Here is a 25,300-nt window from a genome sequence, read left to right on the forward strand (position 1 = left end):
TCGCATCGCACCTGAGGCAGCCGCATCCGAGACCCCAGGTCAAGCGAAAAGCGTGCTTGACCTGGGGTCTCGGATGCGGCAGGGCTTCGCCTGCGATGCGACGGGAGGGGCCCACCACCTGGTGGTTTTGTGCGCTGGCGCGCGGCTTGCCTGGCGGTTCCGTAGGTGGTTGCTCGCTTCGCGTCGCGAGTCGTGCGTTCCCGGCCCCCGAGCTGTACGTTCCCGTGGCTCGCGCTTCGCGCGTCGTGTGGGGGCGGAACCCTTGGCGGGGCTCCTGCGTTCTGGTAGGCGGGACCGAGGTGCGAGAGGGCGCGCGAAAGGCGTCTGACCTGGGCATGTGTGGCTACGCGCCGCAATGTGCCTGTGTCTGTGCGCACACCTTGGCGACTTGCCTACGATGGGCAGGGGAAAGGCGCCCGTGGTGGGCGCGTCGCGATGAGGTAATGAGGTCAAACCGAGATGGTGCTGTCCCGACTGCTCCGCGCCGGCGAGGGCAAGATGCTCAGGCGCCTGAGCAAGATCGCAGACCACATCAAAGACCTCGAGCCCGAGGTAACCGACCTCACCGACGCCGAGCTGCGCGCCAAGACCGAAGAGTTCAAGAAGCGCTACGCCGACGGCGAGAGCCTCGACGAGCTGCTGCCCGAGGCGTTCGCCGTGGCGCGGGAGGCGGCCTGGCGCGTGCTCGGGCAGAAGCCGTACCCGGTTCAGCTCATGGGTGGCGCGGCGTTGCACCTCGGGCAGATCGCCGAGATGCGCACCGGTGAAGGTAAGACGCTGACCTCGGTCATGCCGGTGTACCTCAACGCGTTGTCCGGCGACGGCGTGCACGTCGTCACGACCAACGACTACCTGGCCAAGCGCGACGCGGAGTGGATGGGTCGTATCCACCGCTTCCTCGGGCTGAAGGTCGGCGCGATCCTGTCCGAGATGACGCCCGTGCAGCGGCGCGAGGCCTATCACGCGGACATCACCTACGGCACGAACAACGAGTTCGGCTTCGACTACCTGCGCGACAACATGGCGTGGAGCCTGGACGAGTGCGTGCAGCGTGGGCACAACTTCGCGATCGTCGACGAGGTCGACTCGATTCTCATTGACGAGGCGCGCACGCCGCTGATCATTTCTGGGCCCGCCGAGCAGTCGGCGCGGTGGTACGTCGAGTTCGCGCGCCTCGCGCCGCGGATGAAGCGGGACACGCACTACGAGGTGGACGAGCGCAAGCGCACGATCGGTGTGTCCGAGCAGGGCGTTGCGTTCATCGAGGACCAGCTCGGCATCGAGAACCTCTACGAGGCCGCCAACACGCCGCTCGTCGGGTACCTCAACAACGCGCTCAAGGCCAAGGAGCTCTTCGCCAAGGACAAGGACTACATCGTCCGCAACGGCGAGGTCATGATCGTTGACGAGTTCACCGGCCGCGTGCTCGCCGGGCGTCGTTACAACGAGGGTATGCACCAGGCGATCGAGGCCAAGGAAGGCGTCGAGATCAAGGCTGAGAACCAGACTCTCGCCACGATCACGCTGCAGAACTACTTCCGGCTCTACGCCAAGCTCGGTGGCATGACCGGTACCGCCGAGACCGAGGCGGCCGAGTTCCACCAGACCTACAAGCTCGGTGTGGTTCCCATTCCGACGAACCGCCCGGCGCAGCGCAAGGACCAGCCCGACCTGGTCTACAAGAGCGAAGAGGCGAAGTTCGAGGCCGTCGCGGACGACATCCAGGAGAAGCACGAGAAGGGGCAGCCGGTCCTCGTCGGTACGACGAGCGTCGAGCGGTCCGAGTACCTCTCGAAGCTGCTGGTGCGGCGCGGCGTTCCGCATGAGGTGTTGAACGCGAAGCACCACGAGCGCGAGGCGTTGATCATCGCGAAGGCCGGGCGCAAGGGTGCTGTCACCGTCGCTACGAACATGGCCGGTCGTGGTACCGACATCGTGCTCGGCGGCAACCCGGACATCATCGCGGACCACGAGCTGCGCGAGCAGGGGCTCGACCCGGTGGAGACGCCGGAGGAGTACGAGGCCGCGTGGAAGAAGCTCACCGAGGAGCTGAAGCCCGAGCTCAAGGCCGAGGGCGACGAGGTGCGCGCCGCGGGCGGCCTCTACGTTCTCGGCACCGAGCGCCACGAGTCGCGTCGCATCGACAACCAGCTGCGCGGCCGCACCGGTCGTCAGGGCGACCCCGGTGAGTCGCGGTTCTACCTGTCGCTGCAGGACGAGCTGATGCGCCGGTTCAACGCGTCCATGGTCGAGATGGTCATGAACCGTCTCAACGTGCCGGACGACGTGCCGATCGAGCACAAGATGGTCACGCGGGCCATCCGCAGCGCGCAGACGCAGGTCGAGCAGCAGAACTTCGAGATCCGCAAGAACGTCCTCAAGTACGACGAGGTCATGAACCGCCAGCGCACGGTCATCTACGACGAGCGCCACCGCGTGCTCGCCGGCGAGGACCTGCGGGAGCAGGTCGAGCACATGATCGAGAGCGTCGTCACCGAGTACGTCGCGGGCGCGACCTCCGACGGTTACGCCGAGGACTGGGACTTCGAGAAGCTCTGGACCGCGCTGAAGACGCTCTACCCGGTCAGCGTGGACTGGAAGGACGTCGTGGAGAGCGACGAGGACGTCACCCGCGAGTACCTCACCGAGGTGCTGGTCGAGGACGCCCTGAAGGCCTACCAGGCGCGTGAGGCGGACATCAACGGCCGCGTCGGCGAGGGCGCGATGCGCGAGCTGGAGCGCCGCGTGCTGCTGTCCGTCCTGGACCGCAAGTGGCGCGAGCACCTCTACGAGATGGACTACTTGAAGGAGGGCATCGGCCTGCGCGCGATGGCGCAGCGCGACCCCCTTATCGAGTACCAGCGCGAGGGCTTCGACATGTTCAACGCCATGACCGAGGCGTTGAAGGAAGAGGTCGTCGGCTTCCTGTTCAACCTGCAGGTCGAGGCGGCCGAGCCGGAGCCCACGCCCGAGCCCGAGGTGCCGGTCCTGCTGGCCCAGACGCCGCAGACGCTGCCGAAGGTCAACTCCGGATCCCGCTCGCGGGCCCGTGCCGCGGCGGCCGCGCAGCAGCAGCGTCAGCAGCAGCCCGAGGTCGCGGCCGGACCGGCCATGGCCCAGCTGCAGGGCAACGCCATCCCGCCGGCCCTGCGCGGCAAGGGTCTTGGTGGACCCGGCCAGCAGAGCCTGAACTACAGCGGTCCCGCCGAGGGCGGCGGCGTCGAGCAGCACGGCGACGCCTCCGAGGACGGCGGGCAGGGCGGCACGCGCAAGGAACGCCGCGCCGCGCAGCGCCAGCAGGCGAAGAACCAGCGCCGCAGCCGCTAGCCGGACGTCGAACGGCCCCCTCGGTGACGCACCGAGGGGGCCGTTCGTGTTCACGCCCAGGAGTGGGTCGTTGGCTGTTCAGGGCTCGTGAGTGGGCCATCGGCCTTTCAGGGCTCGTGAGTGGCCGTTGGCTGTTCACGCCCAGGGGTGGGTCGTTGGCTGTTCAGGGCTCGTGAGTGGGCCGTTGGCTGTACTGAGGGTGTGGTTGCCTGTTTCAGGCTCCTGAGTGGTTGGAGGGGTCTCAGCACCTCCAACCACTCACGAGGCATCGGACTGTCAGACCCGCTCACTAGGCTCGGCTCCGGGGGTGCTCAGCCCTGGAACGGACGGAGCACGGACTCCCGGATCCGAGCGTAGCCGGGGGCACCGACAGTTCCGGTGCCGTCATTCGAGGACGTCGAACTCGACCAGCCACCACCTCCCACCACGCCACTCCGCCCGCGCGGCGACGGCGAGCACGCGGTCGTCCCGCCGCACGGTCGCGGTGAGCTCGGCGACCAGCCGCGCCGGATGCGACACCCGGAGGCGTAACAACCGGGTCGACCGGATCCGCGTCCGCGAGCGCAGCCGCCCCATCACCGGCGGCCGGGCCATCCCGGACAACTGTCCGACGGGTCTGCGTCCGTCGAGCACTTCCAGGGCGAACCGGACCAGGCGGTGCGCGTCGAGCGGCGGTGGCGGGGGTTCCGGCGGCGGAACCCATCTGGGGCGAGGGATCACCGGAGCGGTGATCCCGACCGGCGGCTCGTAGGCCGCCAGCCGTCTGATCACTGGGGACATGCGAGAACGAGCGGCGACCGGCGGAATCGGGACCGGATTCACCCGATAGGTTCACGGGGTGCTGCGAGGACTGGTGCTCGACTACGGCGGCGTGCTCACCGACCACGGCGAGGACGGGGCGGTGGAGCCGCCCCTGGTCACGGCGCTGCGCAAGGCCAAGAAGCACGGGCTGCGCACGGCGGTGCTGTCCAACGCGGACGGCTGGTGGGCGCCGCCGATGGAGTGGAGCCCGCTGGTCGACGTCACGATCACGTCCGGCTCGGTGGGCATCGCGAAGCCGGACGAGGAGATCTATTTGATCACCGCGCGCCGGATGAACCTGAAACCCGAGGAATGCGTCTTCGTCGACGACCTCGCGGTGAACGTCCGGGGCGCCGCCCGCGCCGGCATGGTCGGTGTCCACCATCGGTCGACACGATCCACCCTCGAGGAACTCGAGATCCTGCTAGCCATCGCTCTCCGCGATTAACGGTTCACCGCTCCGGTTAATTGCCGGTCATTCGGCTGCATCAGTAGTTTAAACCCCGCCGGTAGCCGAAAACATAGGGGATGAAATGCGAAGACTCGTCGCTGGTTTTGTGCTGGCCATTGCCGCGACGGCAATCGCCGTGCCCGCCTCGGCCGTGCAGCACGGATGTTTCGAGGAGTACCGGGATGGCCGGACCATCTCGGTCTACTGCAGTGATCACGGTCGCCCTTCGTCGTTCCAGGTGGTCGCCCACTGCCGCACCAGCCTCACGGCGTGGGACGAGTACGGCAGCATCGGGCGCACCAACCGCAAGGCCTCAGAGGCCGTGTGCCCGTCAGGCATTCTCGGCTCCTCCTGGGTCGACGGGTATCACATCAACTGGTTGTAGCCCGCCGCACCAGTTCGAAACACAGCACGGCGGCCGCTGAGGCCACGTTCAACGACTCGACGCTCGCCGCCATCGGAATGGAAAGCCATTCGGTGATGTGCGGGCGTACGTCGTCGGTGATTCCGGAGGTTTCGCTGCCGAGCACGAATGCGGCTCGCGAACCGAAAGAAGCGCTGAAAACAGAATTGCGCGCGTGGGAGTCCAATGCGAAAAGCGGGTAACCCGCCGTGCGCAGGGAAGAGGCGGCGTCGGCCGCGGTGGCACAGCGCAGCACGGGCGCTCGGAACGCCACCCCGGCCGACGCCTTGACCACGAGCGGGTCGATCGACGCGACACCGCGGCGCGGCACCACGATTCCCTCGATCCCGGCGGCCGTCGCGGTGCGCAGGATCATCCCGACGTTCGCGGGCGTCGTGATGCCGTCCAGTACGAGCACCGAACGCGGGTTGTCGCGCAGCCCGAGCTCCAGTGGGCGCATCCGCGGCGCGACGACGTCGGCCAGCACGCCCTGGTCCTGCTTGCCGTTGCCCGCGAGCACCTTCACCCGCTGCGCGGTCGCCCGCTGCACCTGCACGCCGCGGTGGCGCGCGGCGTCGAGGATCTCGCGCGCGGCCGACCCGCGGGCGGTGTCCGCCAGCACCACCTTGTCGACCTCGAGCGCGGGGTCGTCCAGCGCCTCGAGCACGGGCTTGCGGCCGTAGACGGTGACGAAGCGGTCCTTCGGCGAGATTTCCACGCCGATCAGTGTCTCGTACCCGATTGGGGCTTGCTTTCGGGCTGTCAACCATGATGATCGTCACATGACCTCCCGTATGCGCAGCGTCGCGCATGGTCAACATCTCGCCAGCGGCCGTGAGTCGGACGTCTACCTGCGCCCGGACGGGTTGCTGGTCAAGCGCACCCGCACCGGCCGTGACCTGCGGCAGGAGGCGGCGCTGATGCGGTACCTGAGCCGCCACGGCGTGCCGGTGCCGCGCGTGCACGACGTCACAGCGGACGAGTTGGTCATGGAGTACGTGCCCGGACCGCGCATGTCCGAGGAGGTCGGCGCGCATCCGTGGCGGGCCGGCGCACTCGGCCGCGACCTCGCGCAGCTGCACCAGCGGCTCGACGAGGTGCGGGCACCGGACTTCCTCAGCGGCAGCGGAAAGCTGCTGCACCTCGACCTGCACCCCGGCAACGTGGTGCTCGGGCCGGACGGACCGGTCGTGCTCGACTGGGCCAACGCCATGAAGGGCGACCGCAAGGTCGACGTGGCGCTGAGCTGGCTGAGCATGGCCGTCGCGAGGCTGAGGCCGTCGCGCAGGCTGGCGCGGTGGCGGTTCCTCAAGTCGTTCCTCGCCGAGTGCGGGGACGTGCAGGAAGCGCTCCCGGAGGCCGCGGAGATCCGCTTGGCGCGCCACGTGCGCGATGAAGCCGAGCGAGACGCGCTGCGAAAGCTGGTAGCCCTGCATCGCCGATAGGGTGGGGGCATGCCGGACCGACTGTCAGCGCTGGACGCCTCGTTCCTTTACCTGGAGGACTCCACGACGCCGATGCACGTCGGTGGCGTCGCGGTCTTCCGCAGGCCCAAGTCGGGCTTCGACTACGACAAGCTCGTCAGCCTGATCGAGCAACGCCTGTCGCTCGTGCCGCGCTACCGGCAGAAGGTCGTGCACGTGCCCGGCCGCATCGCGCGGCCAGTCTGGGTGGACGACCCGGACTTCGACGTCACCTATCACGTGCGGCGCAGCGCGTTGCCCAAGCCGGGCAACGACTCGCAGCTGCACGACCTCGTCGCGCGCCTGATGTCCCGGCCGCTGGACCACCACCGGCCGCTGTGGGAGATCTACCTCGTCGAGGGCCTCGCCGACGACCAGGCCGCAGTGATCACCAAGACGCACCAGGCCGTGGTGGACGGCATCGCCGCGCTGGAGATCGGCCAGGTCATGCTGGACGTGTCGCCGTCGCCACGCGGGTCGGTCGAGAACCTCTGGATGCCGCAGCCGGAGCCGAGCGGCCTGCAGCTCATCGCGGACGCGGTCACCGAGGCCGTGCAGCGGCCCGGCGTGATCATCGAGAACGTCCGCAGCGCCGCGCTCGACACGGTCGCGACGGTCGAGAAGGTGTTCAGCGCGCTGGGCGGCGTCGCGTCGGCGTTGCGCACGGCCGTGACGCCCGCGCCGGGCAGCCCGCTCAACGTCCGCATCTCCACGCAGCGCCGCTTCGCCGTGGCGCGCGCGAAGCTCGACGACCTGCGCGCGGTCCGCAAGACGCACGGCGGCACGGTCAACGATGTCGTGCTCGCCGCGTTGTCCGGCGCGCTGCGCAACTGGCTGCTGTCCAGGGGCGAGGTCGTCACCGGCGGCACCACGATCCGGGCGATGTCGCCGTTGTCGGTGCGCGAGGCGGACCCGGACTCGGGCAACAACGTCTCCGCCTACCTGGTCGATCTCCCGGTCGGCGAGCCGAACCCGGTCGTGCGGCTCCACCACGTCAGCCACGCCATGCGCGGGCACAAGGAGTCCGGCCAGGCCGTCGCCGCGGACGCGCTGGTGCGGGTCTCCGGCTTCGCGCCGCCGACGTTGCACGCACTCGGCGCGCGGGCCGCCAGCTCGTTCTCGCGCCGCCTGTTCAACGTGATCGTCACGAACGTGCCGGGCCCGCAGGTGCCGCTGTACGCCGCAGGGGCGAAGATGGTCGAGATCTTCCCCGTGGTGCCGCTCGCCAAGGGACAGGCGCTCTCGATCGGTGTCACTTCCTACGACGGCGGTGTTTACTTCGGGCTGAACGGCGACCGCGACGCCATGTCCGATGTGGACGTTCTCGCGGCCATGGTCGAGGAGTCGGTGGAGGAACTGATGGGAACGGCGGCGTCATGAGGGTCTACATCCCGGCCACCGTCGCCATGCTGCGCGACCTCGTCGGCACCGGCGAGCTCGCCCCGCTGGGCGGCACCGCGTTCGCGCTCACCCCGGCCCTGCGCGAGTCCTACGCCGCCGGCGACACCGAGGAGCTCGAGTACGCGGCCATGCTCGACGCCGCGCGTGCGTCGCTGCGGCTGCTCGCGGCCGACGAGAAGTCCGAGCCACGGCGCGCGGTCATCGCCGCCGACTTCGAGAACGTGGACCTGCGGCCCGACCTCGACCACTCGGTCGTGAAGGTCAGCGGACCCGTGACGCTCAAGCAGATCGCGTCCGTGCACCTCGACACGGCCGAGGCCGAGGAGGATGTGCGCGCGGCCGCGGACGTCATCGACGCGGCGGATCTCGGTGACCCGGACGCGGAGTTCACGCTCGGCAGCGCCGAGGACCACGAGCTGGCCTGGTACGCACCCCAAGAACTCGCGTTCGTACTCGAACTCATGTGAGTGCTATGGGGGGAGCTTTCCAAAGCGCTGACCGCTTGGAAAGCTCCCCCCATAGCAACGCGCTACATGCCCTCGGCGGGCTCCCAGAGCTCGATGCGGTTGCCCTCCGGGTCCACGCACCAGCCGAACCGCCCGAACTCGGAGTCCTCGTGCTCCGGCAGCACCTCGACGCCGCGCGCCTTCAGCTTCGACAGCAACGCGGCCAGGTCGTCGACCCGGAAGTTGAGCATCGCGCGCTGGTCGGGTTCACCGATGTAGTCGGTGTCGTTGGCGAACAACGCCATCGTGGTCGTGCCGGGGTTCTCGTGCGTCGCGTGGTCGGCCCAGTGGAACGTCACCGTGCCCCGGTCGCTCATCGGCACACCGAGATTGTCGCGATACCAGGCGGCGAGGCGAGCGGGGTCCCTGGAACGAAGGAAGATGCCTCCGATTCCGGTCACCTGCGCCATCCGACAGACCATAGTGGCGCGTGCCACCATGAGGGAATGGACGCCGTAACGTCTGTACCCGAACCGGTCAACGAGCCGGTGCGCACGTATGCACCGGGCAGCGCGGAACGCGCATCGCTCCAGCGGCGCATCGCTGAGCTGGCGGACATCCGGCACGAGCTCACGTCCACGATCGGCGGCACCGAGCGCATGGCGGGCGGTGACGAGATCACCGTCGTCCAGCCGCACGACCGCCACCACGTCCTCGGCACCACCGCCCAGGCCACGACCTCCGACGTCGCCGCCGCGCTGCGGGCCGCCCAGCACGCGGCACCGGCCTGGCAGGACCTGTCATTCGACGACCGTGCGGCCGTCGTCCTCAGAGCCGCCGACCTGCTGGCCGGGCCGTGGCGCGACACGTTGAACGCCGCCACCATCCTCGGTCAGTCGAAGTCCGCGCAGCAGGCCGAGATCGACTCGGCCTGCGAGCTGATCGACTTCATGCGGTTCAACGTCGCGTTCGCCCGCCGCGTGATCGAGGAACAGCCGATCTCCTCGCCGGGCGTGTGGAACCGCCTGGACTACCGCCCGCTGGACGGTTTCGTCGTGGCGATCACGCCGTTCAACTTCACCGCCATCGCGGGCAACCTGCCCCTCGCGCCCGCGTTGATGGGCAACACCGTCGTCTGGAAGCCCTCACCCACCCAGCAGCTCGCCGCGCACTACACGATGCGCCTGCTCGAAACGGCCGGCCTGCCGCCCGGCGTGATCAACATGGTGACGGGCGACGGCCACGCCGTCTCCGAGGTCGCTTTGACGGACCGGTTCTTCGCCGGTCTGCACTTCACCGGCTCCACGCGCACGTTCAAGACGCTGTGGCAGACCATGGCGTCGAACCTCGACCACTACCGCGCCTACCCGCGCATCGTCGGCGAGACCGGCGGCAAGGACTTCGTCGTGGCCCACGCCTCCGCCGATCCCGCGGCGTTGGTGACCGGGCTGGTGCGCGGCGCTTTCGAGTACCAGGGCCAGAAGTGCTCCGCCGCGTCCCGCGCGTACGTCGCACGGTCGCTATGGGAAGGCGGCGTGCGTGAGCACCTGCTGGACGTCACGAAGTCCCTGTCGTTCGGCGACGTCAGGGACTTCTCCAACTTCGGCGGCGCGGTGATCGACGCGCGGGCGTTCGAGAAGCACAAGGGCGCCATGCTGATGGCGAGCGCGTCCACGTCCGTCGAGGTGCTGGCGGGCGGCACGTGTGACGACTCCACCGGATACTTCGTCGATCCCACGGTCCTGCTCGGCACCGACCCGCACCACGAGATCTTCACGACCGAGTTCTTCGGGCCGATCCTGTCCGTGCACGTCTACGAGGACAACGACTTCACGTCGATCCTCGAGACCGTCGACAACTCGACGCCCTACGCGCTGACCGGCGCCGTGTTCGCGCGTGACCGGTCCGCCGTGGCCACCGCGCAGAAGGCCCTGCGGTTCGCCGCCGGGAACTTCTACGTCAACGACAAGCCCACCGGCGCGGTCGTGGGGCAGCAGCCGTTCGGCGGGTCGCGCGGGTCGGGGACGAACGACAAGGCCGGCGCGATCTTCAACCTGCAGCGGTGGGTCAGCCCGCGGTCGGTCAAGGAAACGCTGGTCCCGCCGACCGACCACACCTATCCGCACATGGGTTAGTACAACTCCGTCGCCGCGTACCGGGGCCGCCAGCCGGTGGCCTCGGTCAGCTTGTGCGTCACGACGCGTTGCGAACGCCCGAACACGCCGGCGAACCGCGCGAACACCTGCGGCAGCCGCCTGAGCGGCATGTCCTTCTTCAACACCGGATCCGCGCCCACGTTGTAGATGCCCGGCGGGGCGTCCAGCACCGCGATGGCGGCCGCGGCCGCGTCGGCCGGATGCACGGCGGACACCCAGCCGTTCCCGACTAGGAACGGCGCCTTGGCCGCATCACCGCCCTGCAGCAGGCCGATGCGCAGGAAGATCCCGCCGGGGTGCCGCAGCACGTTCTCCTGCGCCACCATGGAGCTCCTCGTCTGCGCGATCGCGTCGACCGGGGCCGTCTCGTCGAGCTCGCGGTCGCCGCCGTCGGCGTAGACGAACGAGATGCCCTCCTGGACGACGACCCGCACGCCCGCGGCTTCGGCCGCTCGCGCGACAGCGGCGCTGCCCGATGTGCGGATGCGGTCGTTCTCCGCCCAGCCCTTGGCGGTCAGGCCCTTCAGGCTCAACGGGATGCGCGTCGCCAGGTTGATCACGGCGTCGTAGCCGGTGAGCGCGGCCGTCAAGGCCTGCTCGTCGAACATGCTCGTCGTGCGCCGGTCCAGCAGGCCCACCTCGTGGCCGAGCGCGCGCAGCTGCGGCACGGCCTCGCGGCCCAGGACACCGGTAGCACCGATCACGTAAACCTTCATGCCGTGGAGACGACGCAGCGCCGAACTATGTGACAGGCAGGCGCCGCAACGTCTTCGGCAGCCACTCCTTCGCCAGCTGCTGAACGCGTTGCGCCGATGCCTTCGGCTGCCGTACCGACACCCGCAGCACGTTCTTCTCGGTCACCGCCGCGGTGGACATGCACCACAACTCCCTGTCGTTGGGCTCGCACGACGACCAGACCGAGTGCCCGTCGACGATCTCTTCAGATCCCTTCGGCTCGCCGAAGACCACGTCCTTGTACTTCCTCGGGATCACCTGGACATAGACCGTGACGAGTTCCTCGGAACCGTCGTCGACGGCGTATCGGCAGCTCTTGAATGCCGGCGGCTGCCCATCCGGATTATCGGCCGGCTCCCGGTAGAACGGACCGACGCTCCGCACGTCCTCGGCGGTGAGGAGCTTGCAGGCGTCGATGTCCTTCACGTTGCGCGGGGTGTCGATCCGCGCCGTGGTGGTCGCCGGGGTAGCGGACGTGGTGGCCGGCGTGGACGCCACCGGAGGGGTCGCCGTGCAGGCGGCCAGCAGCAGCAACGGCAGCAGGCGAGAGATCACCGGACGAGTGTGCGGTCACCGCCCGCGTCACCCCGTCGTTTTGGCGAAGTCAGGCAGGAGGCAGGTTGCCCAGCGCCCGGTGCGCCAGCTGGTCGCTGAATGCCGCCAGTTGACTCTCGTTGGCTCCAGGCTGGCCCACAATGATGTTCATCGTGTACTGCGCGGACACGGCGATGACGCGGAGACAGGCCATTCCTTGATCGGAGGTCGGACAGCCGGAGAACGAGGAGTGTCCCTCGAAATCGACCTCTTCAACGTCTCCGTTGACCTTCGCATACAGCTCGATCCACTCGCGGAACGTCGGTCCGAACTCGACGCGAACGTCCAGCACGCCCGCAGGATTGCTGTTCTGGACGTCATAGTTGCATGGCGTGCTTTTGCCCTGTTCCGACTTCGGGGCGGTGGTGAGCGGGCCGATGGTCGCGAAGTCGTCGGCCTTCAACACCTCACACGGGTCGATCATCGCTCTCGGTTTCGCGACTCGTGCGGTCGTCGTCCGTGCGGTCGGCTGCGTCGTCGGTGAAGACGGCGGAGACGCCGGCGTGCTCGTGGTGCACGCGGTGAGTGTGAGCAGAAGAATCCCCAGTCGAGCCCTCATGCCTGAGGAAACTAGCCGAGTCAGTCCGGGTGCTCGTCCAATCCCGCTCGCGACGACAGCAGCCGCCGCAACGACGCCAGGCGCCCGGCGGACGTGGTCACCTCGTCGAGCATGCAGTCCGGATCCTCCGGCGCACCCAGGTGACCGCACCCGGACGGACACTCCTCGGCCGCCTCGGCGAAGTCCGGGAACGCCTTCACGATGTCGTCCGGCGTGATGTGCGCCAGGCCGAACGAGCGGATGCCCGGCGTGTCGATCGCCCAGCCGCCCGCGGGCAGCCGCAACGCCACGGCCTGCGTGGACGTGTGGCGCCCCTTGCCGACGCCGGACACGACGCCGACCGCGCGGTTGGCGTCCGGCACCAGCTTGTTGACCAGCGTGGACTTACCGACCCCCGAGTGGCCGATGAGCGCGGAGACGCGGCCGTTGAGGCGGGACTCCAGCTCGCGGGGCTCCTCGTCGAACCGCGTCACGACGACCGGGACGTCCAGCTCGGTGTACAGCGCGAGCAGGTCGTCGGGGGAGGCCAGGTCCGACTTCGTCAGGCACAGCAACGGTTCCAGGCCACCCGCGTAGGCGGCGACCAGGCAGCGGTCGATGAAACCCGTGCGCGGCTGGGGATCCGCGAGCGCGGTGACGATCACCAGGGTGGCGGCGTTGGCGACGACGACGCGTTCGAAGGGGTCCGTGTCGTCCGCGGTGCGGCGCAGCACGGACGAGCGTTCCTCGACGCGGACGATGCGGGCCAGCGTGTCCGGCGCGCCGGACGTGTCGCCGACCAGGCCGACCCGGTCGCCGACCACGACCGGCGTGCGGCCCAGTTCGCGGGCCCGCATGGCGGTGACGACCACGTCCGAGTCGAGCGCGCACGTCCAGCGGCCCCGGTCCACTCCGATGACCATGGCCGTCGATGCGTCGGCGTGCTCGGGACGGCGCTTGCTGCGCGGCCTGCTGCCCTTGCCGGGGCGCACCCGGACGTCGGTCTCGTCGAGCTTGCGCCAGTCGCGCCGGGCCACGTCAGTTCCCCAGCATCTTCGTCCACATCCCTGGGAAGTCCGGAATGGTCTTGGTCGTGCTGCCGATGTCGTCGACCGCGACACCCGGCACCACCAGGCCGATGATCGCGCCCGCCGTCGCCATGCGGTGGTCGGCGTAGGCCTTCCACACCCCGCCGCGCAACGGCTTCGGGTCGATGATCAGGCCGTCGTCGGTCTCCGTCGCGGCACCGCCCAGGCCGTTGATCTCGTTCACCAGCGCGGCGATGCGGTCCGTCTCGTGGCCGCGGATGTGTGCCACGCCGCGAACACGCGACGGGCCGTCGGCCAGTGCCGCCAGCGCGCACACGGTCGGCGTCAGCTCGCTCTCGTCGTGCAGGTCGATGTCCACACCGGACAGACGGTCCGGGCCGCGCACGGTCAAACCCTGCTCCGACAACGACACCGTGCAACCCATGCGTTCCAGGATCGAACGCACCGCGTCGCCGGCCTGCGTGGTGTGCGCGGGCCAGCCGGGGATCGTCACCTCGCCGCCGGTCGCCGCGGCCGCCGCGAGGAACACCGTCGCGTTCGACAGGTCCGGCTCGACGTGCCACTCACGCGAGGCGATCGGACCCGGCAGCACGCGCCACACATCTGGCGATGTCTCGACCGTGACGCCGACCGAGCGCAGAACGTCGACCGTCATGTCGATGTGCGGCAACGAAGGCACGGGCGCGCCGACGTGCCGCACGGTCACGCCGTTCTCGAACCGGGCGCCGGAGAGCAGCAGTCCGGACACGAACTGCGACGAGCCGGAGGCGTCGATCGTCACCTCGCCGCCGGGCACGGAACCCTTGCCGCGCAAGGTGAACGGCAAGGCGTCGCCGTCGACGTCCACGCCGAGCGCGCGCAGGGCGCCGAGCACTGTGCCCATCGGGCGGGTGCGCGCGTGCGGGTCGCCGTCGAACCGGATCTCGCCCGACGCGAGTGCGGCCAGCGGCGGCAGGAAGCGCATGACCGTGCCGGCGAGCCCGCAGTCGACGTCCACCGGGCCGCGCAACGGGCCGGGCTGGACGTGCCAGCTGCCGTCCGGTCCGTCTTCGACCGACACCCCGAGCGACGCGAGCGCACCGGCCATCAACACGGTGTCGCGGCTGCGCAACGGCGCGTGCACCGTGGACGGTCCATCGGCGAGCGACGCGAGCACCAGCACGCGGTTGGTGATCGACTTCGAACCCGGCACGGGTACCGTCGCGTGGACGGGGCCGGCCGCACTGGGGGCGGACCACTGCACAGTCATGCCCCGAATGATCCCGCATCGGCCGGAGGGTGGCTCGCACCGGCCTTGCCGACGTGCGACGATGACAACTTCGGAGGTGATCGGTTTTGTGCGGTAGGTACGCCTCCACCAAGGACCCGGCCCTGCTGGCGGCCGAGTTCGACGCGGTGGACGGGACCGGCGACGAGGCGCCGGGAGCCGACTACAACATCGCTCCCACGAAGCACGTCCTCGCCGTGGTCGAGCGCAAACCTTCTGAGGAAGAGGACGTCGAGCGCAGCATCCGGGTGATGCGCTGGGGCCTGGTGCCGCACTGGGCCAAGGACCTGTCCGGCGCCGCCAAGATGATCAACGCGCGGGCCGAGAGCGTGCTGGAGAAGCCCGCGTACAAGCAGTCCGCGATCAAACGGCGGTGCATCCTGCCCGCCGACGGCTGGTACGAGTGGCAGCCCGGTGAGGGCCGCAAACAGCCGTACTTCATCACTCTCGGCGACGGCGCGTCGCTCGCGATGGCGGGCATCTGGTCGGTGTGGTGGAAGGACGACGTGCCGACCGTGACGTGCGCGGTGCTGACCACGGACGCGATCGGCGCGATGACCGAGGTGCACCACCGGATGCCGTTGCTGCTGCCGCACGACCGGTGGTCGGACTGGCTGGACCCGGCGAACACCGACCCGTCGAAGCTGCTGGCCTCCGAGCCGTCGCTGGTCGACGCGCTGGAGCTGCGCCCGGTGTCGACGGCGGTGAACAGCGTGAAGAACAACGACCCGTCCCTGATGAAGCGCGTCGGACTGGCCGAGGACGAGAAGCCCGCCCCGACGTTGTTCGAGCTGTCGTGACCAAGATCCTGGTCGAGACGCCACACGGCCCGGCTCGGGCCGAGCTCCACTGCGCCCACGAGCCGCGCGCCGCGCTGCTGCTCGGTCACGGCGCGGGCGGCGGCATCGAGGCGCCCGACCTGGTCGCGGCCTGTCACGCGGCCAACGCGGTCGGCGTGCACGTCGCGCTGGTCGAACAGCCCTACCGCGTGGCCGGCCGCCGCGCGCCGGCTCCGGCCAAGCAGCTGGACGCGGCGTGGCTGGCGGTCGTCGACGACCTGGGCGAACGCTGGTTCGACGGCCTGCCGCTGGTGTTCGGCGGCCGCTCTTCAGGTGCGCGCGTGGCGTGCCGGACCGCGTCGGAGGGCCAGGCCGTCGCGGTGCTGTGCCTCGCGTTCCCGGTGCACCCGCCGGGCAAGCCGGAGAAGTCGCGGATGCCGGAGCTCGACGAGGTCGAGGTCGCGACGCTGGTCGTGCAGGGCGAGACGGACCCGTTCGGCCGGCCGGAACCGGCGCACCACCGCGAGATCGTGCTGCTCGAAGGCGACCACTCGCTGAAGAAGTCGGTCGGCGACGTCGGCCGGGCCGTGGGCGAGTGGCTGGACCGCGTGCTGCGCCCGCTCGACTAAAGTCATCGGATCTGAACGTTTCTTGACACGGCAAATCCCCTGATTCGACACTGTGAGAGTGATCTCACACCCTGCGAAGATCCGATGTCTGCTGGCCGCCCTGCTGATGCTGGTGGCTGTGCCGGTTCCTTCGGTGTCGGCGGCTGAGCCCACCTGGTTCTCGAAGGCGTCGATCGGCTGGTTCCCGCACTGGGGTCTCGGCACCGGCCGCCCCGCGGACCGGGTCGAGGGCTCGAACTACGTCTACCGCAACGCCGAGGAGTTCGAGCGCGCCGCGGAGACCGCCGGTTGGAGCGCCGACCGGATGGTGAACGTCGCCAAGCGCATGCGGGCGTCGTACATCACCATCGCCTCGCTCCACAGCCGGCTCGGCTACGTCAAGATCTGGCCCTCCGGCGTGCCGGGCAGCGTCGCCACCAAGCGCGACTTCCTCGGTGAGCTCATCGCCGCCGCGGACCGCCAGGGCATCAAGGTCGTCGTCTACATCACCGGCGACCCGTTGTGGTGGAACGACAACCGCAACGACCAGCAGGCACCGCCGCCCGCGTGGCTGCCGTACGGCGACACCGGCTGGCTGGACGTCCGCGGCTACCAGGCCTACAAGGGCGACCCGTCCATCGACATCCGCAGGCGCGTCGACTGGAAGCGCCACTACGCCAAGGACGTCATCGACGAGATCATCACGCGCTACCCGAAGGTCGCGGGCTTCTGGTTCGACGGCTGGGGCGCCTCCGGCGCCGAGGGCCAGGCCGCGGTCGAGGTGTTCAACCACATCCATTCACGGCTGCCAGGCGCGGTGACCATCAAGAACAACGGCAGCGGCGTCGCCGTCGAGGGCGAGGACGTGCCCGCGATGGAGGACTGCGCGTCCTGCCTGGACCGCAAGGAACCCGACTACGACATCACCACGCAGCACGCGACCGGTCCGTACCGGTTCGAGAGCGCCTTCGAGACGCTCGGCTGGTGGTACCGCCACTCCGACACCGCGGCGTGGACACCTCAGCAGTACGCGTTCCACCTGAAGAAGCCGATCGTGTCGATCGCGAACGGCTGGGTGCCCGGCTGGGGCATCGGCAACGACATGAGCGGCGGCCTGCCGCCCGCGCCCGAGGGCATGGTCGCGCAGATGGACAAGTACATGTCCTGGGCGTCCGAGTCGCTCGTCGGCGTGCGTGGGGGCGGCTACGCGTTCGGTGGCTTCGACCCCGGTTACTGGAACGACGGCGCATACGGCGTGACGACGTTCCGCGGGCGCAACACCCACTACCTGCACGTGCTCACCCCGCCTTCGGGCAAGCAGCTGGTCGTGCCCGACTCCGGCTACGACGTGCTGTTCGTGCGTGACCTGAAGACGGGCCGCTTCCTGCCGTTCAAGCAGGCGAACGGGAAGCTGACCGTCGACGTGCCGTCGTGGGACGGGGCGCTCACCGAGGCGTCGACGGTCCTGAAGGTGCAGACGTTCCGCAACCGCGCGCTGCCCACCACGGGCTGGCCGGCTTCGGCGGCGGTCGACGGCGACTACAACACCGTGTTCCGGTCGGCCGACAGCGCGTTCACCGTGGACATGGCTCAGGCGCGGAAGGTTGCCGGACTGCGGGTCGTGCAGCCCGAGGAGAGCAAGATCACCGCGAGCACCCGGATCAAGGACTACACGCTGTCGGCCTCGTCCGACGGCGTGACCTGGACGCAGGTCGCCGCTGGTCAGCTGGCCAACCAGCGCGGCAGCCAGACGATCTCGTTCGACCCGGTCAGCACGCGGTACCTGCGCCTGTCCGTCGGAAGTCTGCAGAACGGCGCCGCGGGCAAGATCGCCCTCGCGGAGGTGAAGGCGATCGCACCTAGGTGCTGATCGGCGCCACCACGGCGTTGGTGAGCCGGATCAGGTCGGCCGGCGCGATCTCGACTTCGAGGCCGCGCCGGCCGGCACTGCAGAACACCGTCTCGAAACCCTGGGCCGAGGCGTCGATCACCAGGGGCAACCGCTTCTTCTGACCGAGCGGCGAGATCCCGCCCGCGACGTACCCGGTGGCGCGCTCGGCGGCGGCCACCTCGGCCATTCGAGCCTTCTTGCCCTTCAACGCGGCCGCGAGTCCCTTGAGGTCCAGCTGGCCGGTCACGGGCACGACGCCGACCGCGAGGGCTCCGTCCACTTCGGCCACGAGGGTTTTGAACACCCGTTCCGGGGCAAGCCCGAGAGCCGAGGCCGCTTCGAGGCCGTAGGACTCGTGCCGAGGGTCGTGCTCGTAAGCGTGCAAGGTGTGCGCCACGCGCTGCTTGTCCAGCAGAGCTGTGGCGGGCGTCCCACGTCCGGCCATGGTGGGAATGTGTACCACCGTGCCGCTGTTGGAAAGCCACGTGGTGACAACGTTGCTCGAGCGGCCCCGCGTATCCTCGGACGCGACCCTGATCCGGTGGGAAGGGAGCGCGGTGCCCGCCACCCGTACTGAAACGTCGGCTGAGCGCGCCGCGCGATTCGAGCGCGACGCCATGCCGATGCTCGACCAGCTCTACTCGGCTGCCCTGCGCATGACGCGCAACCCCGCGGACGCCGAAGACCTCGTGCAGGAGACGTACCTCAAGGCCTACGCGGCGTTCGACTCCTTCTCGGAGGGCACGAACCTCAAGGCGTGGCTGTACCGGATCCTCACGAACACCTACATCAACGGCTACCGCAAGAAGCAGCGCCAGCCGATCCAGCAGCCGACCGACGAGATCACGGACTGGCAGCTGGCGCAGGCGGAGAGCCACACCTCGACCGGGCTGCGCAGCGCCGAGGTCGAGGCCATGGACAACCTGCCCGACACCGACGTCAAGGAAGCATTGCAGCGACTGCCGGAGGAGTTCCGGATCGCGGTCTACCTGGCCGATGTCGAAGGCTTCGCCTACAAGGAGATCGCAGACATCATGGGCACCCCGATCGGCACCGTGATGTCCCGGTTGCACCGGGGCCGCCGCCAGCTTCGCGACCAGCTCGCCGACACCGCGCGTGAGCGCGGCTTCCTGCGGAACAACGGCTCGGAGGCGTCGTCATGAACTGCGGCGAACCCCACGAGACCGACTGCTCCGAGGTCCTCTCCGAGGTCTGGCTCTTCCTGGACCACGAGTGCGACGCGAAACGGCGTGAGGCGCTCCAGACGCACCTCGACGAGTGCCACCCGTGCCTGGAGCAGTTCGGGCTCGAGGAGCACCTGAAGGCCCTGCTCGCCCGCAAGTGCGGCGGCGAGCACGCGCCGGAGAACCTCAAGGCGCGGATCAGAGCCACGATCGTGGAGATCAAAACCGAAACAAGCTGAAACAAAAGGCCTGGTCACCGCGGTGACCAGGCCTTTTATCACGCGTTGGGGCGCTTCCCGTGGTTCGCGCCGCCCTTCTTGCGGTCGCGGCGCTTGCGGGCACGCTTCGACATCGGTATCTCCTTGGGATTGAACTGCTCAACCCCCAGTGTGACACGGAGGGCTCCGCAGATGTCCAAGCAGGTCTGCGCCGATATCGTCGGCAGCGTCATGCGTGTTGTCGCCCACGAAGGTGACACCATCACCCTGGACACCGACCTCGTCATCCTCGAGTCGATGAAGATGGAGATCCCCGTGCGCTCGGAGTTCGCGGGGACCCTCGTCGAGTTGAAGGTGCATGAGGGCGATGTCGTGCAGGAAGGCGATGTCATCGCGGTCGTGGAGGAGTAACACCTGAGCACGCTCACGGATCTGCTGGCGGAGCACACCAAGCTCTCCGGCGCGGCGGTCGACCACCTGCAGCTGGTCGTGGCCGAGTGGCAACTGCTGTCGGACCTGTCGTTCGCGGACTTTCTGCTGTGGGTGCCGCTGGACGAGGACAGCTTCCTGTGCGTCGCGCAGGCCCGGCCCACCACGGCGCCCACCGCGCACCCCGAGGACGTCGTCGGCAGCACCGTGGTGGTGGAAGAGCACCCGCAGCTGCGCCGCGCCATCGACGAGTCGCGCATCTGCCGCGAGGAGGACCCGCGCTGGCACCTGGGCGTGCCCGTGCGCCGGGAGACGATCCCGGTGCGCCTGGGCGACCGGGTCATCGCCGTGCTGTCGCGCAGCACGAACCTGGCCGTGCCGCGCGTGCCGTCACCGCTGGAGATCTCCTACCTCGGCAGCGCCGCCGACCTGTGCCAGATGATCGCGGACGGCACGTTCCCGACCACCGAGCCCTCGCCGGACGTGCACACCAGCCCGCGCGTCGGCGACGGTCTGATCCGGCTCGACCCGGCGGGCGCCGTGGTGTTCGCCTCGCCCAACGCGCTGTCGGCCTACCACCGCATGGGGCACGCGTCCGACCTGGTCGGCGTGCACCTGGCGCCGTTGACGAGGTCGCTCATCGGCGACCCGTTCGACGCGACCGAGGTCGCCCAGCGGATCCGTGCGGCGCTGGACGGGCAGCCCTCGATGCGCATGGAGGCCGAGTCACGCCGTGGCGCCGCGGTGCTGTTCCGCGCCCTGCCGTTGCGTCCGCGGGGGCAGGCGGCGGGCGCTCTGGTGTTGTGCCGCGACGTGACGGACGTGCGCCGCCGCGACCGGGCCTTGATGTCCAAGGACGCGACGATCCGCGAGATCCACCACCGCGTGAAGAACAACCTGCAGACCGTGGCCGCGCTGCTGCGGCTGCAGTCCCGGCGGATGACGAACCCGGAGGCACGCGAGGCGCTCGCCGAGTCCGTGCGCCGGGTGACGTCGATCGCGCTGGTGCACGAGACCCTGTCGATGTCCGTCGACGAGCGCGTCGACCTCGACGATGTGGTGGACAAGGTCATCCCGATGATGGGCGACGTCGCGGTCACCGAGACCCAGGTCGTCGTGCGGCGCGAGGGCGAGTTCGGCGTCGTGCCGGCCGAGATCGCGACGCCCCTGGTGATGGTGCTGACCGAGCTCGTGCAGAACGCGTTCGAGCACGCCTACGCACCCGGCCAGCGCGGCGAGGTGGTCGTGGTGTCCGAGCGGTCCGCGAAGTGGCTGGACGTCTCCATCCGCGACGACGGGCGCGGCCTGCCGCCGGGGTTCTCCCTGGAGCGCACCGAGCGGCTCGGGCTGCAGATCGTGCGCACGCTGGTGGACTCGGAGCTGCGCGGGTCGCTGAGCCTGCGGCGGCGTGAACGCGGCGGCACGGAAGCGGTGCTCCGGGTACCGCTGCGTCCGCGGCGCTGACCACAACATCGAGTGGTCAGATGTGCTTGCGAAGAGGGCTACGACGCGGTAATGGGGCCGAGTTCAGACCCCGCGAAAGTCAACGCTAAACTCACGTCGTGCACACGTGATGGTCAGCCTCAGCGGCGTCACGTGGTCATGCGGGAGGGTGTGCAACAACCAGAAGAGCCCGACACCTGGCACGGTGTCGGGCCCTTCTTTTAAGACAAACACTGCTGCACTTCAGTTCAGCGGCAGCACGGCCGCCTGACGGGAGGTCAGGCGTTGCTGCGAGCCCGCGTACGGGCGTTGCGGCGCTTGAGAGCGCGTCGCTCGTCTTCGCTCATACCGCCCCAGACGCCGGCGTCCTGGCCGCTCTCGAGCGCCCACGCGAGGCAGTCGGAGACGACGGGGCAACGACGGCAGACGGTCTTCGCCTCGGCGATCTGCAGGAGCGCAGGACCGCTGTTCCCAACGGGGAAGAACAGCTCGGGGTCCTCGTCGCGGCAGATCGCGCGGTGGCGCCAGTCCATTGGAACTACTCCTCAGCTAGGCGCGCCAGGGCACGCCGGTTGTCAGCGGTCGGTTTGGGGTGCTTGTGAATGCTTTCACGAACGGCTGGGATGTCAAGGGGTTAGCACTAACCCGGTGAGTGAACTCACCCAAACGATCGACGTAGTTCACCTGCGGTTTCACGCAGCGCGGTCAGCCGATTGCCGAACATCCCGGATGGGTAGCGAGACGGTCACGCGCCGATCACGGACAGTCAGATGCAGACTGTCAGCGCCTCGGGAACCGCTCGGAACTCCACCTCGGTCGTCGTGCCGAGGAAGTCGCCGTCGACCTGCAGGTTGGCGGGCTCCTCGCACTTCACTTTGACATAAGAAACGTCATCACGCCGAACGAGATTCCCGCCTTTTGGATTCCCGTGCGCCAGGATCTGCGTGACGTACCTCGCCACGGTGGGAACGCGCAGCGTACGCAATGCGGACAACCCGAGTCCGCCGTCGAAACCGGTGCTCGGGTTGAGACGGATCGCCTTGTCGCCGAAGTACGTCCACGGGTCGGTGTTCGACACGAACACCATGCCGAGGTCGGTGAAGGCGTCCTCACCCGGAATCTCCACCGTGAAGCGCGCGGGAGTGCGCAGCAGCTTCGCGTAGGAACGCAACGCGGTGGTCAGGTACAGCAACGGGCTGGCCTCGCGGCCCTTCGCGCGCTTGCGCTCGACACCGGCGACGACGTCGGCGTCCAGGCCGACTCCGGCGTTGAAGGTGAACCAGCGGTTCTGAACCTTGCCGAGCCCGATGCGGCGGCTCGTGCCGTGCTCGATCGCCTGCAGCAGGCGGTGCGTGGCCTCGACCGGGTCGCGCGGCAGTCCCAGCGCGCCCGCGAAGACGTTCGCGGAACCGCCCGGCACGATGCCGAGCATGGGCGCGCCGGCGATGCCGTCGCGCAACAGGCCGTTGACGACCTCGTTGACCGTGCCGTCGCCGCCATGGGCCACGACCAGGTCGAAGCCGTCGACGACCGCCTGGGCGGCGGCGTCGGCCGCGTGCCCGCGGTAGCAGGTCTCGACGATCTCCAGCTTCACGTCGCTCGCGAGGGCGTGCGCCAGCACGTCACGGCCCGCCGGCGTAGTCGTTGTCGCCTGCGGGTTGACCACTAGTAGAGCGCGCACCACTGCAGAGTAGGACAGTGCGTGACCGTTCGCGGCGCGCATGTCCTCCCTCAGGGTGGCTCGTCCCTCACGAAAGTGGCGCAAGTCTCCCTTCCGCTCGGTCCAGCAGCGCGCCTTGCGAAGCGAGTGCACCCCGGCCCGACCGCCGGCTCGCTGAGAAAGGCCCCTTGATCTTCCCCCGAGCGACCGTCTCGATGAGACCTCCAACCGGGTGGCCTACGATCCGTGACCGGTACGCAACGTGAAGAAAGGCCGTTCTCGTGCAGGTTCCTCGCGCGGTGCGGATCGCGGCGGCACTCACCGCACTACAGGGAGTCGGCGGGATCGCGCTCGCGGTCGCGCTCGTCGTGCGTGTTCTCCAGGGCGTGCCGTCCGGCGGCAAGATCCTCGGCGCGGCCGGGCTGCTGGTCCTGCTGTTCGCCGGCGTGCTGGCGGCCGCTTTCCTGCTGTGGCGCGGAAAGCACGGCGCGCGCAGCCCGGTGATCGTCACGCAGCTGCTGCTGATCGGCTGCGCCTGGTACGCCTACGGGCCGTCCAACCAGCAGCTCATGGGAGCGCTCGCGGGCCTCTACTGCGTCGCGGTGCTCGTGCTGCTGTTCACGCGCGAAGGGCGCGCCTGGGCGATGGGAACCGAAGCCGACTAACGGCGGGTGTTCCAGGCCACACCATCGAGTGATGCTGTGAGTGGTGACTTCACCACTCCCTGCACTCATGAGGTGACCATTCATGCGCGTTATCACCGCGATCGCGGGCGCCTTCCTGGCGGCGCTCGCCTTGACCCCGGCCGCCCACGCGGCCCCGTCCTCCACACCGGACGGTGACGTCCAGCCGTTCATCATCGGTGGCGGCAACGCCTCCAACGCACCATGGGCGGCCCGGTTGTTCGTCAACGGCCGGGAGAACTGCTCGGCCACGATCATTGCGCCGACCTGGATCCTGACCGCATACCACTGTGTCGCGAGCTCCGGCACGTACACCTTCCGCATCGGCAGCCTCGACCAGACGTCCGGTGGCACCACCGCGACCGGCACGCAGATCGTGCGGCACTCGTCCGCCGACATCGCGCTGGTGAAGCTCAACAGGTCGGTGCCGGCGACGTACTCGCCGCTCGGCACGACGGCGAACGTCCACGTGAACGACACCGTCCAGCTCTACGGCTGGGGCGCCACCTGCACCGACCGGCCGGAGATCCAGTGCCAGTCGCGCTACCTCAAGGTCGCGAACACGGTCGTGACGTCCGTGTCGTGCAGCGACTACCGCGGCGGCGTAGCGGTGTGTGTGCGCCGTGGCAACGGCATCGCCGCCGGCGGTGACTCGGGCGGCCCGATGTTCGCCGGTGGCAAGCAGGTCGGCGTCGCGTCCACGTCGGACCGTGCCACCCGCTCGGCATACACCAACATCACCCGCTATCGGCCCTGGATCCAGTCGGTCGCAGGCGTCTGACAGGTAACGCGGGAGCCCGGCGCTCGCGTGGGCTCCCGCGTTATCAAAACGCGTCTCAATCACCCTGCGTGTTCACGAATGGTGGATGGACACGAACGGAGTAGCCAGCTACCGTTCTGCCAGCGTTCGCGCCGCTCCGGGAGCAGGGTGAGGTGCGCAGTGCAGGACCGCCCGAAGCGGGTGACGACGAATGGCGATTCCGAGCGCCCGAATGTCGCCCGGTTGTTCGACTACTACCTCGGTGGTGCGCACAACTTCGCCATCGACCGGAAGCTCGGCGAGGAATCCAGCGACTTCCCGGCCGCCGAGATGGTGCGCAGCATCCGCTCGTTCCTGCGCCGCGTGGTGAAGATCTGCGTCGAACGGGGCATCCGCCAGTTCCTCGACCTCGGTAGCGGCATCCCGACCGCGGGCAACGTCCACGAGATCGCGGTCCCCCTCGACCCGACGTGCCGCGTCGTCTACGTCGACTTCGACCCGGTCGCCGTCGCCCACTCCCGGACCATGCTGCGCGACAACAAGTCCGCCACGATCGTCGAGGCCGATCTGCGCGACGCGCGCGCCGTCGTCAACCATCCCGAGACACGCAGCCTCATCGACTTCAACGAGCCGGTCGCCGTGTTCCTGATCGGCGTGCTGCCGTGCCTCACCGGTCCGTCCGAACCGACCGAGGTGATCGAGGCCTACCGTGCCCTGCTGGCTCCCGGCAGCATCATCGCGGTCACGCACCTGACGAACGACGTCGAGCCCGAGCTGATCGACAAACTGATCAAGGTGGCCGACATGACCGACACTCCGCTGGTGCCTCGGTCCAAAAAGGACGTTGAGGAAGCGGTGGCTGGGTTGGAACTGCTCGATCCCGGGCTCGTGCTGGCCGCGCACTGGCGGGCTGATGGTGATCTGCCCAGTCCGAGCCCGGCGGCGGACGCGACCAGCTACGGCGCCGTCGGAGTGGTCCGCTAGGACATTTGGTCCGGTACGGTTGTCGGCTCA

29 protein-coding genes are annotated in these 25,300 nt (G+C 69.0%); 17 read left to right on the forward strand and 12 right to left on the reverse strand.

Annotated features, from left to right (window positions below; all coding sequences use genetic code 11):
- Window positions 1-459: 459 nt before the first annotated feature.
- Window positions 460-3,327, forward strand: a complete 2,868-nt coding sequence (gene secA / locus QSK35_RS09990) for a preprotein translocase subunit SecA (protein ID WP_285744510.1) — start codon at window positions 460-462, stop codon at window positions 3,325-3,327.
- 384 nt (window positions 3,328-3,711) lie between these two features.
- Here the strand turns inward: secA and QSK35_RS09995 are convergent, their stop codons facing one another.
- Window positions 3,712-4,098 (reverse strand): Rv3235 family protein, encoded by a 387-nt coding sequence (locus QSK35_RS09995; protein WP_285744511.1) that lies wholly within the window; start codon window positions 4,096-4,098, stop codon window positions 3,712-3,714.
- 67 nt (window positions 4,099-4,165) lie between these two features.
- Here QSK35_RS09995 and QSK35_RS10000 point away from each other — a divergent pair, with 67 nt between their 5' ends.
- Window positions 4,166-4,576 (forward strand): HAD-IA family hydrolase, encoded by a 411-nt coding sequence (locus QSK35_RS10000; protein WP_285744513.1) that lies wholly within the window; start codon window positions 4,166-4,168, stop codon window positions 4,574-4,576.
- A gap of 85 nt (window positions 4,577-4,661) precedes the next feature.
- Window positions 4,662-4,964, forward strand: coding sequence for a hypothetical protein (locus tag QSK35_RS10005; RefSeq protein ID WP_285744515.1), 303 nt, complete (start codon window positions 4,662-4,664; stop codon window positions 4,962-4,964).
- Here the strand turns inward: QSK35_RS10005 and QSK35_RS10010 are convergent.
- Window positions 4,951-5,700 (reverse strand): TrmH family RNA methyltransferase, encoded by a 750-nt coding sequence (locus QSK35_RS10010; RefSeq protein WP_502881638.1) that lies wholly within the window; start codon window positions 5,698-5,700, stop codon window positions 4,951-4,953. The two genes, QSK35_RS10005 and QSK35_RS10010, sit on opposite strands and share 14 nt — an antisense overlap.
- Before the next feature lie 64 nt (window positions 5,701-5,764).
- Between QSK35_RS10010 and QSK35_RS10015 the strand changes: the two genes are divergently transcribed.
- The 3 genes from QSK35_RS10015 to QSK35_RS10025 are packed head-to-tail and all read left to right on the forward strand — an operon-like array spanning window position 5,765 to window position 8,313.
- Window positions 5,765-6,427: a phosphotransferase gene (locus tag QSK35_RS10015; protein WP_285744517.1), complete on the forward strand. Its 663-nt coding sequence runs from the start codon at window positions 5,765-5,767 to the stop codon at window positions 6,425-6,427.
- Window positions 6,428-6,436: 9 nt separating this feature from the next.
- Window positions 6,437-7,825 carry a WS/DGAT/MGAT family O-acyltransferase gene (locus tag QSK35_RS10020; RefSeq protein ID WP_285744519.1) on the forward strand — a complete coding sequence of 463 codons (1,389 nt, stop codon included), beginning with the start codon at window positions 6,437-6,439 and terminating at the stop codon, window positions 7,823-7,825.
- Complete coding sequence (locus QSK35_RS10025; RefSeq protein ID WP_285744521.1) at window positions 7,822-8,313, forward strand: DUF6912 family protein; 492 nt, start codon at window positions 7,822-7,824, stop codon at window positions 8,311-8,313. The genes QSK35_RS10020 and QSK35_RS10025 overlap by 4 nt, the downstream gene beginning before the upstream one ends.
- Window positions 8,314-8,375: 62 nt before the next feature.
- Here the strand turns inward: QSK35_RS10025 and QSK35_RS10030 are convergent, their stop codons facing one another.
- Window positions 8,376-8,762 carry a VOC family protein gene (locus QSK35_RS10030; RefSeq protein WP_285744523.1) on the reverse strand — a complete coding sequence of 129 codons (387 nt, stop codon included), beginning with the start codon at window positions 8,760-8,762 and terminating at the stop codon, window positions 8,376-8,378.
- 36 nt (window positions 8,763-8,798) lie between these two features.
- On the opposite strand from QSK35_RS10030, the gene pruA reads away from it, so the two are divergent.
- Entirely contained in the window at window positions 8,799-10,427 is a 1,629-nt protein-coding gene (pruA, locus tag QSK35_RS10035; protein WP_285744525.1) for an L-glutamate gamma-semialdehyde dehydrogenase, read from the forward strand.
- On the opposite strand, the gene QSK35_RS10040 is transcribed toward pruA, so the two are convergent.
- Genes QSK35_RS10040 through aroA form a run of 5 tightly spaced genes read right to left on the reverse strand, consistent with a single transcriptional unit; the run spans window position 10,424 to window position 14,613 of the window.
- Window positions 10,424-11,164, reverse strand: a complete 741-nt coding sequence (locus QSK35_RS10040; RefSeq protein WP_285744527.1) for an NAD-dependent epimerase/dehydratase family protein — start codon at window positions 11,162-11,164, stop codon at window positions 10,424-10,426. The two genes, pruA and QSK35_RS10040, sit on opposite strands and share 4 nt — an antisense overlap.
- A gap of 25 nt (window positions 11,165-11,189) precedes the next feature.
- Window positions 11,190-11,738 carry a DUF3558 family protein gene (locus QSK35_RS10045; protein WP_285744529.1) on the reverse strand — a complete coding sequence of 183 codons (549 nt, stop codon included), beginning with the start codon at window positions 11,736-11,738 and terminating at the stop codon, window positions 11,190-11,192.
- A gap of 49 nt (window positions 11,739-11,787) precedes the next feature.
- The gene (locus QSK35_RS10050; protein ID WP_285744531.1) at window positions 11,788-12,336 is read right to left on the reverse strand and encodes a DUF3558 family protein; all 549 of its coding nucleotides are present in this window, start codon (window positions 12,334-12,336) and stop codon (window positions 11,788-11,790) included.
- Window positions 12,337-12,356: 20 nt separating this feature from the next.
- A complete protein-coding gene (gene rsgA, locus QSK35_RS10055; RefSeq protein WP_285744533.1) occupies window positions 12,357-13,352 on the reverse strand; it encodes a ribosome small subunit-dependent GTPase A in 996 nt (331 codons plus the stop codon).
- Between the two features lies 1 nt (window position 13,353).
- Window positions 13,354-14,613 (reverse strand): 3-phosphoshikimate 1-carboxyvinyltransferase, encoded by a 1,260-nt coding sequence (aroA, locus tag QSK35_RS10060; RefSeq protein WP_285744535.1) that lies wholly within the window; start codon window positions 14,611-14,613, stop codon window positions 13,354-13,356.
- A gap of 86 nt (window positions 14,614-14,699) precedes the next feature.
- Between aroA and QSK35_RS10065 the strand changes: the two genes are divergently transcribed.
- Genes QSK35_RS10065 through QSK35_RS10075 form a run of 3 tightly spaced genes read left to right on the forward strand, consistent with a single transcriptional unit; the run spans window position 14,700 to window position 17,888 of the window.
- On the forward strand, window positions 14,700-15,431 hold the full coding sequence (locus QSK35_RS10065; protein ID WP_285744537.1) for an SOS response-associated peptidase: 732 nt from the start codon (window positions 14,700-14,702) through the stop codon (window positions 15,429-15,431).
- Window positions 15,428-16,039 carry an alpha/beta hydrolase family protein gene (locus QSK35_RS10070; RefSeq protein WP_285744539.1) on the forward strand — a complete coding sequence of 204 codons (612 nt, stop codon included), beginning with the start codon at window positions 15,428-15,430 and terminating at the stop codon, window positions 16,037-16,039. The genes QSK35_RS10065 and QSK35_RS10070 overlap by 4 nt, the downstream gene beginning before the upstream one ends.
- A gap of 58 nt (window positions 16,040-16,097) precedes the next feature.
- Window positions 16,098-17,888 carry a discoidin domain-containing protein gene (locus QSK35_RS10075; RefSeq protein WP_285744541.1) on the forward strand — a complete coding sequence of 597 codons (1,791 nt, stop codon included), beginning with the start codon at window positions 16,098-16,100 and terminating at the stop codon, window positions 17,886-17,888.
- Here the strand turns inward: QSK35_RS10075 and ybaK are convergent.
- Complete coding sequence (gene ybaK, locus QSK35_RS10080) at window positions 17,878-18,354, reverse strand: Cys-tRNA(Pro) deacylase (RefSeq protein WP_285744543.1); 477 nt, start codon at window positions 18,352-18,354, stop codon at window positions 17,878-17,880. The two genes, QSK35_RS10075 and ybaK, sit on opposite strands and share 11 nt — an antisense overlap.
- 88 nt (window positions 18,355-18,442) lie before the next feature.
- On the opposite strand from ybaK, the gene QSK35_RS10085 reads away from it, so the two are divergent.
- Both QSK35_RS10085 and rsrA read left to right on the forward strand, forming a co-directional pair.
- Complete coding sequence (locus QSK35_RS10085) at window positions 18,443-19,072, forward strand: sigma-70 family RNA polymerase sigma factor (protein WP_502881641.1); 630 nt, start codon at window positions 18,443-18,445, stop codon at window positions 19,070-19,072.
- Window positions 19,069-19,332: a mycothiol system anti-sigma-R factor gene (rsrA, locus tag QSK35_RS10090; protein WP_285744545.1), complete on the forward strand. Its 264-nt coding sequence runs from the start codon at window positions 19,069-19,071 to the stop codon at window positions 19,330-19,332. The genes QSK35_RS10085 and rsrA overlap by 4 nt, the downstream gene beginning before the upstream one ends.
- A gap of 38 nt (window positions 19,333-19,370) precedes the next feature.
- On the opposite strand, the gene QSK35_RS42825 is transcribed toward rsrA, so the two are convergent.
- The gene (locus QSK35_RS42825; RefSeq protein WP_096498094.1) at window positions 19,371-19,445 is read right to left on the reverse strand and encodes a 50S ribosomal protein bL37; all 75 of its coding nucleotides are present in this window, start codon (window positions 19,443-19,445) and stop codon (window positions 19,371-19,373) included.
- 58 nt (window positions 19,446-19,503) lie between these two features.
- Here QSK35_RS42825 and QSK35_RS10095 point away from each other — a divergent pair, with 58 nt between their 5' ends.
- The gene (locus QSK35_RS10095) at window positions 19,504-19,722 is read left to right on the forward strand and encodes a biotin/lipoyl-binding carrier protein (protein WP_285744547.1); all 219 of its coding nucleotides are present in this window, start codon (window positions 19,504-19,506) and stop codon (window positions 19,720-19,722) included.
- A 3-nt stretch (window positions 19,723-19,725) separates the two neighbouring features.
- Window positions 19,726-21,204 (forward strand): PAS domain-containing sensor histidine kinase, encoded by a 1,479-nt coding sequence (locus QSK35_RS10100; protein ID WP_285745284.1) that lies wholly within the window; start codon window positions 19,726-19,728, stop codon window positions 21,202-21,204.
- 257 nt (window positions 21,205-21,461) lie between these two features.
- On the opposite strand, the gene QSK35_RS10105 is transcribed toward QSK35_RS10100, so the two are convergent.
- The gene (locus QSK35_RS10105; protein ID WP_015104912.1) at window positions 21,462-21,716 is read right to left on the reverse strand and encodes a WhiB family transcriptional regulator; all 255 of its coding nucleotides are present in this window, start codon (window positions 21,714-21,716) and stop codon (window positions 21,462-21,464) included.
- Window positions 21,717-21,949: 233 nt separating this feature from the next.
- Window positions 21,950-22,864, reverse strand: coding sequence for a diacylglycerol/lipid kinase family protein (locus QSK35_RS10110; RefSeq protein ID WP_285744549.1), 915 nt, complete (start codon window positions 22,862-22,864; stop codon window positions 21,950-21,952).
- Window positions 22,865-23,124: 260 nt separating this feature from the next.
- On the opposite strand from QSK35_RS10110, the gene QSK35_RS10115 reads away from it, so the two are divergent.
- The 3 genes from QSK35_RS10115 (at window position 23,125) to QSK35_RS10125 (ending at window position 25,270) form a co-directional block, all read left to right on the forward strand.
- A complete protein-coding gene (locus QSK35_RS10115; RefSeq protein ID WP_285744550.1) occupies window positions 23,125-23,508 on the forward strand; it encodes a hypothetical protein in 384 nt (127 codons plus the stop codon).
- An 82-nt stretch (window positions 23,509-23,590) separates the two neighbouring features.
- Window positions 23,591-24,307, forward strand: coding sequence for a S1 family peptidase (locus QSK35_RS10120; RefSeq protein ID WP_285744551.1), 717 nt, complete (start codon window positions 23,591-23,593; stop codon window positions 24,305-24,307).
- Between the two features lie 159 nt (window positions 24,308-24,466).
- On the forward strand, window positions 24,467-25,270 hold the full coding sequence (locus tag QSK35_RS10125) for an SAM-dependent methyltransferase (protein WP_285744553.1): 804 nt from the start codon (window positions 24,467-24,469) through the stop codon (window positions 25,268-25,270).
- The last annotated feature ends 30 nt before the right edge of the window (window positions 25,271-25,300 follow it).

This window comes from Lentzea sp. NBRC 105346 (genome assembly GCF_030269605.1).
Lineage (GTDB): Bacteria > Actinomycetota > Actinomycetes > Mycobacteriales > Pseudonocardiaceae > Lentzea.

Excerpts from the sequence above, each read along its gene's own strand:
- secA (WP_285744510.1), top strand. The coding sequence starts at position 460 with ATGGTGCTGTCCCGACTGCTCCGCGCCGGCGAGGGCAAGATGCTCAGG.
- QSK35_RS10005 (WP_285744515.1), top strand. The coding sequence starts at position 4,662 with ATGCGAAGACTCGTCGCTGGTTTTGTGCTGGCCATTGCCGCGACGGCA.
- QSK35_RS10015 (WP_285744517.1), top strand. The coding sequence starts at position 5,765 with ATGACCTCCCGTATGCGCAGCGTCGCGCATGGTCAACATCTCGCCAGC.
- QSK35_RS10020 (WP_285744519.1), top strand. The coding sequence starts at position 6,437 with ATGCCGGACCGACTGTCAGCGCTGGACGCCTCGTTCCTTTACCTGGAG.
- QSK35_RS10025 (WP_285744521.1), top strand. The coding sequence starts at position 7,822 with ATGAGGGTCTACATCCCGGCCACCGTCGCCATGCTGCGCGACCTCGTC.
- QSK35_RS10030 (WP_285744523.1), bottom strand. The coding sequence starts at position 8,762 with ATGGCGCAGGTGACCGGAATCGGAGGCATCTTCCTTCGTTCCAGGGAC.
- pruA (WP_285744525.1), top strand. The coding sequence starts at position 8,799 with ATGGACGCCGTAACGTCTGTACCCGAACCGGTCAACGAGCCGGTGCGC.
- QSK35_RS10040 (WP_285744527.1), bottom strand. The coding sequence starts at position 11,164 with ATGAAGGTTTACGTGATCGGTGCTACCGGTGTCCTGGGCCGCGAGGCC.
- QSK35_RS10050 (WP_285744531.1), bottom strand. The coding sequence starts at position 12,336 with ATGAGGGCTCGACTGGGGATTCTTCTGCTCACACTCACCGCGTGCACC.
- aroA (WP_285744535.1), bottom strand. The coding sequence starts at position 14,613 with ATGACTGTGCAGTGGTCCGCCCCCAGTGCGGCCGGCCCCGTCCACGCG.
- ybaK (WP_285744543.1), bottom strand. The coding sequence starts at position 18,354 with ATGGCCGGACGTGGGACGCCCGCCACAGCTCTGCTGGACAAGCAGCGC.
- rsrA (WP_285744545.1), top strand. The coding sequence starts at position 19,069 with ATGAACTGCGGCGAACCCCACGAGACCGACTGCTCCGAGGTCCTCTCC.
- QSK35_RS10095 (WP_285744547.1), top strand. The coding sequence starts at position 19,504 with ATGTCCAAGCAGGTCTGCGCCGATATCGTCGGCAGCGTCATGCGTGTT.
- QSK35_RS10105 (WP_015104912.1), bottom strand. The coding sequence starts at position 21,716 with ATGGACTGGCGCCACCGCGCGATCTGCCGCGACGAGGACCCCGAGCTG.
- QSK35_RS10120 (WP_285744551.1), top strand. The coding sequence starts at position 23,591 with ATGCGCGTTATCACCGCGATCGCGGGCGCCTTCCTGGCGGCGCTCGCC.